Source organism: Paraburkholderia bannensis (assembly GCF_014200455.1).
In the GTDB taxonomy this organism is placed as follows: domain Bacteria; phylum Pseudomonadota; class Gammaproteobacteria; order Burkholderiales; family Burkholderiaceae; genus Paraburkholderia; species Paraburkholderia bannensis_A.
Map to the genome: position 1 here is coordinate 1 of NZ_JACHBW010000045.1, position 10,356 is coordinate 10,356.

General features: G+C 58.5%; 11 protein-coding genes. 6 read left to right on the forward strand and 5 right to left on the reverse strand.

The window, feature by feature from the left end; genetic code table 11:
* The first annotated feature begins 556 nt into the window (after positions 1-556).
* The 3 genes from F4827_RS34395 (at position 557) to F4827_RS34405 (ending at position 3,027) form a co-directional block, all read left to right on the forward strand.
* Positions 557-1,692 (forward strand): IS3 family transposase gene (locus tag F4827_RS34395; protein WP_409258905.1). Its coding sequence is split into 2 segments (ribosomal slippage): positions 557-821 and positions 821-1,692, totalling 1,137 coding nucleotides; the frame shifts between segments, so codons are not numbered across the junction.
* A 243-nt stretch (positions 1,693-1,935) separates the two neighbouring features.
* A complete protein-coding gene (locus tag F4827_RS34400) occupies positions 1,936-2,424 on the forward strand; it encodes a GNAT family N-acetyltransferase (RefSeq protein ID WP_183733679.1) in 489 nt (162 codons plus the stop codon).
* A gap of 117 nt (positions 2,425-2,541) precedes the next feature.
* The gene (locus F4827_RS34405; RefSeq protein WP_183733676.1) at positions 2,542-3,027 is read left to right on the forward strand and encodes a GNAT family N-acetyltransferase; all 486 of its coding nucleotides are present in this window, start codon (positions 2,542-2,544) and stop codon (positions 3,025-3,027) included.
* Between the two features lie 341 nt (positions 3,028-3,368).
* Here the strand turns inward: F4827_RS34405 and F4827_RS34410 are convergent, their stop codons facing one another.
* The 5 genes from F4827_RS34410 to F4827_RS34430 all read right to left on the reverse strand — a co-directional run bounded on the left by F4827_RS34410 (position 3,369) and on the right by F4827_RS34430 (position 7,117).
* A complete protein-coding gene (locus tag F4827_RS34410; RefSeq protein WP_183733673.1) occupies positions 3,369-3,560 on the reverse strand; it encodes a hypothetical protein in 192 nt (63 codons plus the stop codon).
* Between the two features lie 35 nt (positions 3,561-3,595).
* A complete protein-coding gene (locus F4827_RS34415; protein WP_183733670.1) occupies positions 3,596-4,648 on the reverse strand; it encodes an NAD(P)-dependent alcohol dehydrogenase in 1,053 nt (350 codons plus the stop codon).
* 128 nt (positions 4,649-4,776) lie between these two features.
* Complete coding sequence (locus F4827_RS34420; RefSeq protein ID WP_183733667.1) at positions 4,777-5,385, reverse strand: carbonic anhydrase; 609 nt, start codon at positions 5,383-5,385, stop codon at positions 4,777-4,779.
* A gap of 438 nt (positions 5,386-5,823) precedes the next feature.
* A complete protein-coding gene (locus F4827_RS34425; RefSeq protein ID WP_183733664.1) occupies positions 5,824-6,453 on the reverse strand; it encodes an FMN-dependent NADH-azoreductase in 630 nt (209 codons plus the stop codon).
* A 103-nt stretch (positions 6,454-6,556) separates the two neighbouring features.
* Entirely contained in the window at positions 6,557-7,117 is a 561-nt protein-coding gene (locus tag F4827_RS34430) for a carboxymuconolactone decarboxylase family protein (protein ID WP_183733661.1), read from the reverse strand.
* Positions 7,118-7,253: 136 nt separating this feature from the next.
* Here F4827_RS34430 and F4827_RS34435 point away from each other — a divergent pair, with 136 nt between their 5' ends.
* The 3 genes from F4827_RS34435 to F4827_RS34445 all read left to right on the forward strand — a co-directional run bounded on the left by F4827_RS34435 (position 7,254) and on the right by F4827_RS34445 (position 9,814).
* Positions 7,254-8,120: an AraC family transcriptional regulator gene (locus F4827_RS34435; RefSeq protein ID WP_183733659.1), complete on the forward strand. Its 867-nt coding sequence runs from the start codon at positions 7,254-7,256 to the stop codon at positions 8,118-8,120.
* Positions 8,121-9,063: 943 nt separating this feature from the next.
* A complete protein-coding gene (locus F4827_RS34440; protein ID WP_183733658.1) occupies positions 9,064-9,453 on the forward strand; it encodes a hypothetical protein in 390 nt (129 codons plus the stop codon).
* Positions 9,454-9,466: 13 nt separating this feature from the next.
* A complete protein-coding gene (locus tag F4827_RS34445; RefSeq protein WP_183733655.1) occupies positions 9,467-9,814 on the forward strand; it encodes a hypothetical protein in 348 nt (115 codons plus the stop codon).
* Positions 9,815-10,356: the final 542 nt, after the last annotated feature.

Below are 10,356 nucleotides of genomic sequence, written 5' to 3' on the forward strand. Positions count from 1 at the left end.
GCTGAGGCAAACTACTATCGGCAACTTGAAACGGTTGCCGCTGAACCGGCATTAACTTAAACCAACCAGCCTCCACGATTCCCGGGGCGGTTCAGCTTGTTTGCAGGCACCTGTCACAGATCACCGTTTAGCATCTTCGACATTGCACCCGACGATCGGGGAATTGTGATCATCGTCTATGGGGTTGCCTTAGGTCTCGCAATCACCGGTATGGCTGTGGCATTCTTCGCGCAGTTCGGTATGACAGTAGGTAGAACGAAGGTAGCAGCAGTTTCACGGCGGAAAGGATGGCTGTTCATTGCTTGCGTCGCTGCTTACTTTGTTTTCTGCTGGATCTTGTCGCAGCAATTCTGCTCGTAGCCCAAAGTGGTTCACCCGGTCAATTTCGCCGCGCACGCCAAGCATGGAGTTAGTTGATTTCTGAGTCCGCCAAACGGAGGAACGTCCGCTTTGAGGTAAGCCGTATGACAGAGGTGGTCGCGCAAATTCGGACAGCCAGATAAGTGGAGCGACCAGGGCCTGAGCCAGCGATAATGCGGGCAAAGGAACCGATGAAATGACGAAGAGAACCCGACGTACGCACTCAGCGGCGTTCAAAGCAAAAGTGGCCCTGGCGGCAGTCAAGGGCGAACGCACGCTGGCCGAACTGGCGCAGCAGTTCGATGTGCATCCGAACCAGATCACGGAATGGAAACGGCAGTTGCAGGAGCGTGCAGCCGACGTGTTCGGCTCGGCTGGTGCGGTGTCCAGCGAGCCACCGTTAGACGTGACGACGCTGCGCGCCAAAATCGGGCAACTCACGCTGGAAAATGATTTTTTAAGCGGCGCGCTCAACAAAGCGGGATTGCTGAGCGCAAAGCGATGATCGACCGTAGCCATGCATTGCCGGTTTCGCAGCAAGTCCGGCTTGTTGGCATTGCGAGATCGAGCGCATATTACCGGGCGCAACCCTTGAGTGAGGCCGACCAGCGGCTGATGCACCGCATTGACGAGCTGCATCTGGAGTTTCCGTTTGCCGGGGAACGAATGCTGGCGCGTCTGCTGTGTCGGGAGGGCCACGGGGTTGGCCGCCGTCGCGTGCGCACGCTGATGAAACGCATGGGCGTGGAGGCGCTGTACTGCAAGCCGAACACGAGCCGACGCAACGCGCAGCACAAAATCTGGCCGTATCTGCTGCGCGGCATGAAGATCGACCGCGCCAATCAGGTGTTCGCACTCGACACGACGTACATTCCGATGCCGCGCGGCTTCGTATATCTGACGGCAGTGGTGGACTGGGCGAGCCGCAAGATACTCGCGCACCGTGTCGCCATTACGCTGGAGGCCGTGCATGCCGTTGAGGCGCTGGAAGACGCGCTCGCCCGCTATGGGTTGCCGGACATCGTGAACACCGATCAGGGCAGCCAGTTCACGGCGGGCGCGTTCACCGACGCGGTGCTCAGTCGCAACATCCGCCTGTCGATGGACGGCAAGGGTGCCTGGCGCGACAACGTGTTCGTCGAGCGGGTATGGCGCAGTATCAAGTACGAAGAAGTCTACTTGCGGCCCTATGAGTCGGTCAGCCATGCCCGGCGCTCCATTGGAGAATACATCGAGCTGTATAACCGGAAACGGCCGCATTCGAGCCTGGCGGATCAGACGCCGGATGAGGCATACTTCGCGACGCTGCCCGCGATCAAATCGGCAGCATGATTGCCTCGGGCGTTCCACTTAAGAATCTCAGATCACTGTCCGAACGAGTGAGCCCACCTCTGACCGCTCCGGGTCGGGATATGCCCTTTGCATAATATGTGCGGCCGAGGCGATCGCCGCGCTCGGTCGTCGGACGCAGTGCGGCCAGTTTCGGACGTTCGACATTGCTGGATGAATCGTCGACAATCTGTAGTGGTTTTGCCCTCGGGCCACTAACGCGCGCAGTCCGTATCGAGTCTTCACATGCCACAAATCGAATTGAAGCAGGCTGAGCAAGCGGATCATCAGCTAATCGTAAACCTGATGCAGTTCTATAACTATGACTTCAGCGAGTGGGTTCCGCTTTCGTTTGCGGAAGACGGGTTCTTCGCTATCCGTCCGAAGCTTGAGTATCTTTCCAGTCCAACGACGATTCCACTTCTCATTCTCGTTGACGCCAAAATTGCTGGTTTCGTGATCGTCGACGACGAGGTTCATGCCGCAGGGGCGCAGCACAATATCGGCTACTTTTTCGTGGCGCGGCGTTATCGCGGTCTAGGTGTGGGAGCGCGGGTCGTGTCCGATCTGCTGCGCAAATTCCCCGGCCGCTGGCAGATATGGCACGTCAGGGAAAATTTGGGAGCAGCGGCGTTTTGGGCAAAGGTTGTCCCCGTTGTATCCGACGGCAAATATGTCGTCCATTCTCTGCCCATCGACGACTGCAATGCGAAGCTGTACCGGTTCGATCGATGAAAGGTCGTTCGGCTGAGTGTGGCCAGTTGCGGTCGGCCTCTAAGGCGGTCCGAATTGGCGGCGATTTTTTCTGAAGTACTCTTGCAGCGTGCCTCTCCATTATCCTGGACTACCCCTATGTCGCATGTTGTCGATGAACTTCTCGCGCTTGACGTACTTACGTTGCGTGAGCACACAGAACGAGCTGGCGACTTCTTTGATGTAGACGAGCACCGGGAAAAATTGTGCAAGTCACTCGAGATTAATGAGGTGTGCACCGTGCGACGGGACGGGAAACTCGTGGCCTATGCAATGCTTCGCCCGGAAGCCGGAGCGTGCTGGTTCGTTTGTGCTTTTGGTACGCATCCCTTGCATCGAACGTACACTGTCGTAAGTGAACTGTTCGCGAAGATCGCGACTCTGGCGACCGAACGGGGAATCGGTGAGCTACGAAGCCATGTCTACAAGACCAACCGATTGTCTATCGCTTTCCATCGCAAACTTGGATTTCTGGTGACGCGTGAAAACGACAAAGGCTTCGAGTTCTTTACCACTCTGGACGAACTAGCAACGAAGCCAGCGGTACGGCGTGTCACTGCCCGAGCGACATCCCGCTCGGAGTAAGGCGCAAGGCCGACCGTGCTCGATCTTACTGAGAGGCGCATACGCCCTGAGAATTCATCTAAACGGAGGTCGCCAAGGGCTCCCGCTACCACCCTCTGAGGGTCCGCTTCCGGGAAGCGTGCCTGACCGGTACGGGTCGGTCCATGCCTTTCGCATATCTGCTGCGATCAGCGATCCTGCGAGGTTTGCGTCGGCCCGGGTTCGGCCACGAAGCGCCATTCGGGAGCACCGGCGCTCAGACTTTGCAACGTCGGCTCCACCCCATGAAGCCGCCAGGCTGCTGCCGCACTCCGTCTTGCCGCAGTCACGCTCGGCAAGACGGAGACTGCACTGGGCGGCTTCTACCGATGCCTGTCGGCTCGGATCGGCAAGGCAAAGGCCGTCACTGCCACGTTCAGCGTGAATTCGAGATCCGCGCTGCACATCCCAGCGAGCGTCACCCGCACGATGGCCTCGCCAGGGAAGAGTATTTTCGGCTCGGGAAGATTGCCAACGCGCACGCCCGCGCGACCGTTATAGTAGGCTGCCAGCATCGGAAGGGTCTTCCTGGTTTGCAGCGGGGAAAGGTTCAGGCAGATGGCTTTGGCAGCGTCGCCATGTCGATGACAAACCGATAATGGACATCCGCCGCGATCATGCGCCGCCACGCCTCGTTGACCTGCTCGATCGGCACCAGCTCGATATCCGCGCCGATGTCGTGGGCAGCGCAGAAGTTCATCAACTCCTGGACTTCATGGATGCCGCCGATGAACGATCCCGACATCCGTTTCTGACGGAACACGAAGCTGAGCGGCTTCGCCTCGATCTGGTCGGGCGTGCCGACCATCACCAGTTCGCCCTGGCGTTTGACCAGCGCCATGTATCCATCGAGGTCATGCGGCATCGACACGGTGTCGAGGAGCAGGTCGAAGCGTTCGCGCGAGGCGGCCATGGCGTCCGGATCGGTGGTGACCAGCACATCGTCGGCCCCCAGCCGCTTGGCATCGTCGACCTTGCCGGGTGATTTCGTTAGCGCCACGGTCTTCGCGCCAAGCGCCTTGGCCAGCTTGATCGCCATATGCCCGACGCCGCCGACCCCGATCACTCCGACGGTCGTGCCCGGTCCGACGCCGGCACGTTTCAGTGGTGCCCAGGCGGTGATCCCGGCGCAGAGCAATGGTGCCGCCCGCGCCGGATCGAGCGACGCCGGGACGGTGACGGCGTAGTTTTCGTCGACCACGATTGCGCCCGAATAGCCGCCATAGGTGTGACCGAAATCGGCGTCGGGCCCCATGTAGGTCGGGATGAAACCGGCGTCGCATAGCTGCTCGAACCCTTCCTTGCAGGGCGCGCAGGTCCGGCAGCTATCGACCAGCGGGCCGACGCCGGCGCGGTCTCCCACCTTGAACTTGGTCACGGCGTCGCCGACGCGAGTCACAATCCCGACGATTTCGTGGCCAGGGACGCAAGGATAGGTCGCAAAGCCCCATTCGCCGCGCGAGAGCCCCACATCGGCATGGCAAATACCGCAATAAAGAATGTCGATGGCCACGTCGTGCGGACGCGGATCGCGACGATTGAAGCTGATCGGTTTGAGCGGCGCTTTCGCACTCGTCATTCCGTAACCGTTGACTGCAAACATGATGTTCCTCCTAGCAAACGCTCCGCGAGGGCCGGCGCGCCCGGAGCGATTTGTTTGAGAACGGCCACGGCGCCGCAGCGGAAGCCTTGGGCAAACCACGACTCCGCCGCGCGCGCTGCGCGGGGGTGTCAGGCCTTGCCTGTGCCGAGGTCCTCAATCACTTTGTGAAGGGTCTCGGTGTTGATGTCATAGACATAGCCATAGAGATCAACCGACGCAGGAATGACCGGGGAATTTCTGAGAAGTGTTACGTCATAGGTCAGCGATTCCTTGAAATCACCGATATAAAGATCGTGCGAATCGTAATGTTTCTTCAGGTCGCCGCCGTGCTCTTTCTTATATGCATCGGTCGCGCTGTCGGGCGTGAACGTGGTCATGCCGCAGAAGGTGTGATGGACGACGACGACGCGGCCAAATCCAAGCAAGTGGTTCAGCAAGGTGATGGATCGTAAGGCATCGACCGCGCGGCCACCGGCGTTGATCAACTGGCCGACGTTGGTGGTAAATCCGACCTTGTTGCCGTTCTCGTCCAAGATATTTTCGCCGGGGAAAACTTCGCCGAATTCCTTCGCCACAGCGGAAGGGATTCCGCTTGCGCGGGGATCGGGGCAATAGACAACAAACGTTTTGACGTTCAATCCCTTGGTGAACATGCCACGAAGGGCAGCCGGATCAAAACTTGGCTGATGGGAATAAAGTGCGTCGGCGACACTCGCGGGAACTTCGGTCGTTTTCATTGCTTTTCTCCTACGGCGGCATTCAAATTGGCCTGATTGTGCAGCGGGTGGGTTCTATCGAAAAAACGGTGGGTGCCCGCGAGAGCGGGACAGGCGCTTGCACCCTGTCATCTGCTTGGTGGAACAGAGGCGCGGCGAGCCATCCACGATGGGAAAGCGGTATAAGGCGGGCCGCCACGATGATGCCGTTGAAAAACGTGTTGACCATGGCCGTTCGCCAGCACCTCCGCGCGATTAAGCGGACGCATCGGCCGTGGACACGCGCGGAAAATCTACCTCAGCCCCGGCCACATCATTCAGATAGTTGGTGAAGATTTTGTCGACCGTTACCGCAATGATCTTGACAATCTCGGGATCGACAAAACCTGCATTGCGGACGGCCGTACCGCCAACTCTAAGGATCGAACAGTCACTTCGCTCGGTCCGTTCAGGCTATCACTAACGCAATGCGGCCCGCCGTACGTCGTCGACAGCCTGCTGATAAGCTGCTCGCGTATCGGCTTCGTTGCGCATCTTGCTGCCGTAGTACCAGATTGTCGTTACGTCGTCGACACCAGCGAAGTTCAGCCAGTCTGTCAGATGAGGCGAGGTGTGATCCGTACCATAGGACTTTGGCAGCCCCGGCATGTAGATGGCGGCGGTATGGATCGCGGTTGCACGCTTGTTTTTCAGCAAACCGATATAGCCCTTCGAAGGCTCGAACCCGAAGAGCGTGCTTGGCATGCTCAAAAGGTCGATGTACTGCTTGAGCTTGTAGGGCAGCCCGAAATTCCACATCGGGGCGGCGAACAAGTATTCGTCTGCTGTATTGAATCGGTCGAAGATCGTCTTTAGCTCGTCGAAAACCCTGAGCTGCTTGCCATTCATCTCCGGCTCGCCAAAGAACGACACCTTGGCGGCCGCACTGTCACCGTCGAACTCCGGCAGGTCCGCTTGCCAAAGATCGATCTCGTCGACTTCGACTTCCGGACGCTTCTGCTTGTAGGCGGCAAGGTACTCGTCGGCCAGCCGGATGGATACGGAGCGCTCTGCACGAGGCGACCCCTTGATGTAGAGAAGCTTGGTCATGGTGTATGTCCTTTGTTGCTTACTGGTGTTTGGGCAAGCCTTGGTTTCGCGAGTCGTCACGGTCACCGAGTGCTTGTTCGAACGTATTCCGACACTTTGGTCGTCATGCTGGCAAGGCGACTGGAACGGCTGGAAAGTCGAGTTCGGTGTGGGCCAGGTTGTTGGCGAAATTCGTGAGCACCGTCAACGCTGTGTTGACCACGACTTCCATCAGTTCGGCGTCACTCAAGCCTGCAGCGCGGGCAGCGGCGACATCCTGTCCGCTGACGTGCCCCTTGTTCGCCACCAGGTCTTTGGCTAGGCGGGCGATCGCGGCATGGCGAGGCGTGCTGCCCGTGCCGGCTCGCGCCTGGAGCGTTTGCTCCAAGCTCAGGCCGGCGCCTTTGCCGATCAACGTGTGGGCCGAAAGGCAGTAGTGGCAGCTGTTGGCCTGCGAAGTGGCCAGCGCGACGATTTCGCGCTCCGATGCAGCGAGGCTGCTTCCGGCAATCGCTTCGCTGGCGGCCAGCGTCGCGTTGAGGGCTGCGGGCGAATGGGCCAGCGTCGCGTACAGGTTGGGGATCATTCCGATCTTGGTCTTGATAGCCTTCAGCGTGTCGGCCACAGGGCCAGGGGCTGTGGACAGGGAGACTGGGGCAACGATGGGCGTGTTGGTTTGCGACATGACGACTTCCTCGCAGCTGGATATTGGGGCGTTCAACGTGAAGCAACGTTTTGACTATAGGATTTAGTCCGATGCTACAGTTGACCTATCGTCCAGGCATGTTCGCCCATCGTCCAAATCGACGGGTCCCGAGCCCATGAATCCCAAACCCGACCCATTGGCCCCGCTGCTGCAGCGCTTCAACATCCACGCTCAGATGTTCTTCTCGGGCAACTTCTGCGGACGGGCGGACTACGGTAAAGAGGTGGACGTGGGGTATCTTCATCTGATACGGGGCGGGCAGACGCGGCTTAGCAACGACCGAGGGCAGACGCTGGAACTGAGTGAGCCGAGCCTCGTTTTCTATTCGCGTCCGATGTGGCACTGGTTTGAGCCCGACCCCGTGCACGGGGTAGATCTGGTCTGCGCGTCGGTGCATTTCGAGCACAAGGCCTTTAATCCGATCGCGTTGGCTCTGCCGGATCAGGTGGTGCGGCCGCTGAGCGCCATGCCGTTGGCCGCGCCGGTACTCGCGGTACTGTTTGCCGAGGCCTTCGCGGATAACCTCGGGCGCCAAGCGGTGCTTAACCGACTATTCGAGGTCGTGCTAGTCGAGCTGTTACGTGCGCAGTTGCTGGCAGTCGACGCTCAACCCGGCTTTCTGCGCGGGCTCGGCCATCCACAAATCGGCCGTGCTTTGTACGCCATCCACGCCGAGCCTGAACGCGCCTGGGGCTTGGCGGCGCTCGCGGCTGTTGCCGGCATGTCACGCGCGTCGTTCGCGGCGGCTTTTAGGGCACAGGTGGACATCACTCCTGGCGAATACCTGACCCGCTGGCGGATCAGCGTCGCCCAAGCTCTGTTGCGCCAGGACATGCCCCTTAAGCAGGTAGCCGAGCGAGTTGGCTACGAGAGCCAAACTGGGTTCCTCAAAGCCTTTAAGGCGCTGCTCGGCGTGACTCCAACGGCGTGGCGGCAGGGAGAACTGCCAGAATTGCCTGATCTGGTTCGTGCCAGAGACTAACTCGAGGACCGAGAACGTTAAGCCTGTGGGGGGCAGCATTCGCCCTCCGCCATGCGGGTCCACGTCGCTAGGCACCACGTAAGGTGGGTTTGTGCCTCTCGCATATTCGCTGAAATCGGCGATTGATCTAGTTCGCTTCACTGTCGGGTTTTGCCGGCAACACACCGGCCGAGAAGCCGCGCGAAAGGCCGTTCCAGTTTGCAATCGGCCATATCGCTCGCACCGGGTCGAATGTCTCTTGGGGGGCGCGTGCCGTCGAGCGCGTCGTAAGAGATTCGCGGAGCCCATGCGTTCTGCATGGGACGGCTCGCGGCCAACTCCGGCCGTTCGACAAAGTTGACTAGATCGTCAACAATCCATGAACTTGTTTGAAATCAACTTGAAGAACGAACGCGTAGACTTCAGATTCGTCAGCGCCGATATCAAATCAACCCGGAAGAGCTATGCCGAATTTCTCGTGGGAACCGCTGGATTTTCTGGAGGTTCTTAATGTGGTGCCGATCGAGGAAGAGTACGGAGTTTCGTATCGGTACGTTGTCTCCAAGACACCCGTGGTTCTGAGTCTAACAATATGGCCACTTAGCTGTGACGTGGAACTTTTGATCAATTATGAAGGAGTAGCAGAGCCGCTAGTACAGCTTAATTTGTTGGATTGTCCGGGGGCACGTGTCGTGCGAGACGATCGCGGTACGCACATTGAATTTGCAGCCGCGAACTTGTTCAACGGGCGCTACGATTGCGCGGACGCGCCACCATACGGATTCCGTTTGCAGATTCAGCCGTCCATCCAGCTTTCAACATTTTCCTATCCTGTCTAATCGCATCTGACGGCTGCGAGGATGTCTCACCCGCGCTTCTCATGGCGGCACGCGGCCCGAACGGTCAGTCGACAATAGGCTCCAGATCGTCGGCAATTTAACGCCGCATATCGCAAAAGAATCTCATGGACAGGGTACGGAAATCGCGTTTCTTTATCTCCGAATGTCCTTCAGAGCCAGTCTTCGTACTGGACGGAATCGCGTCGGAGTGGCTCTTCGCCTCGGGGTTCTGGACTCGGATCAACCGCTTGATGGGGACGATGTATGACCAGTACGAGGAGGACGAGGCGGCTCCCGCGAATCTCGATCAGATTGCAGCACAAATGTGTTGCGAGATTCGTGAGCTTGAAGCGCGCGAGGAAGAAATGATTCGTTTCAGGTGTGGGTGGTTCAGTACAGGTGAAGCTCATACCCTCGAAACCCCGAGGGCTACCCTCGTCGCGCAACTAGTTTCGCTCCAAAGTTTTCTGGAGCGGATGGCCGCGAGCGGCACCACTCTTGAGTTAAGCCTTTGAAGGCAACACCGTCATGAACATTGAGGCAATGGCCATTCGATGTGAAGATCAAAAATTGAGTTCGCCGGACGTTGATGCCGCATGCCAAGTCGCGAAAATATCAAGGCTCGAATTTTTTGACGAGCTTGCCCGCTGGCTTGCCGCCGAGTTCCTCGAAGGTCGGCGCGATTTCACGTTTTGCGATAGCGTCGCCAACAACATGATGCCGCTCGCAGAATGGAACCTCACTGATTTCGCGTGGTCGGTTTTCCATGCGTTCGACAATGGCGAGTTCTACCACCCGGAGGACTCACGAGATGTCGATCCGGTCGAAAAATACACCAGACCGATGTTGCGGCAGGCATTGGCGGAAAAGGAATAGTCTGTGCGGCTCATCGCCGAAAGACGATGAGGGCGACAGCGCGGATCAAATCCTCCACCTGCGTCAACTCCGTATCGGAAATGTCTGCTCGACAGTCTGCTCGCAATGCCCGTAGCGCTTCATGAAGTGCGCCCCAATCATCTGTCAGCCCGCTCGTTAGCGGCCATGCGCAAAGCAAGTGTCGCAATGGCCGGGCCGCACGCCGTTCGCACCACACGTCGAACAGTTCTGAGCATTCTGCGTTAATTTCTTCTGGAAGCACTGGGCGTACACTTGCAGGTGTTTATCGAGCAGGATGCCATGATGCACCATTTGAACGTCCGCTGTCGGGTGAGTCGAACGTCGCTTACGGGTCGGGAGTACGCACTGACGACTGGCCGCTTCCGGGAAGCGGAATTCCAGTGGCCGCTTTCCGGCGATCAATTTGAAGATCGAATTGACGCAACGCGTTAAGGGTTATTGGACGTCTGCCTCGTTCACATGACCGTGAGTTTGCCGCGGCGCGTGTGGGCAGGCGTCGAATAAGCCTCGAGGGAGGAAAC

Coding starts and splice junctions, on each gene's coding strand:
- F4827_RS34400 (WP_183733679.1), top strand. CDS start 1,936: ATGCCACAAATCGAATTGAAGCAGGCTGAGCAAGCGGATCATCAGCTA.
- F4827_RS34405 (WP_183733676.1), top strand. CDS start 2,542: ATGTCGCATGTTGTCGATGAACTTCTCGCGCTTGACGTACTTACGTTG.
- F4827_RS34410 (WP_183733673.1), bottom strand. CDS start 3,560: ATGCTGGCAGCCTACTATAACGGTCGCGCGGGCGTGCGCGTTGGCAAT.
- F4827_RS34415 (WP_183733670.1), bottom strand. CDS start 4,648: ATGTTTGCAGTCAACGGTTACGGAATGACGAGTGCGAAAGCGCCGCTC.
- F4827_RS34420 (WP_183733667.1), bottom strand. CDS start 5,385: ATGAAAACGACCGAAGTTCCCGCGAGTGTCGCCGACGCACTTTATTCC.
- F4827_RS34425 (WP_183733664.1), bottom strand. CDS start 6,453: ATGACCAAGCTTCTCTACATCAAGGGGTCGCCTCGTGCAGAGCGCTCC.
- F4827_RS34430 (WP_183733661.1), bottom strand. CDS start 7,117: ATGTCGCAAACCAACACGCCCATCGTTGCCCCAGTCTCCCTGTCCACA.
- F4827_RS34435 (WP_183733659.1), top strand. CDS start 7,254: ATGAATCCCAAACCCGACCCATTGGCCCCGCTGCTGCAGCGCTTCAAC.
- F4827_RS34440 (WP_183733658.1), top strand. CDS start 9,064: ATGGACAGGGTACGGAAATCGCGTTTCTTTATCTCCGAATGTCCTTCA.
- F4827_RS34445 (WP_183733655.1), top strand. CDS start 9,467: ATGAACATTGAGGCAATGGCCATTCGATGTGAAGATCAAAAATTGAGT.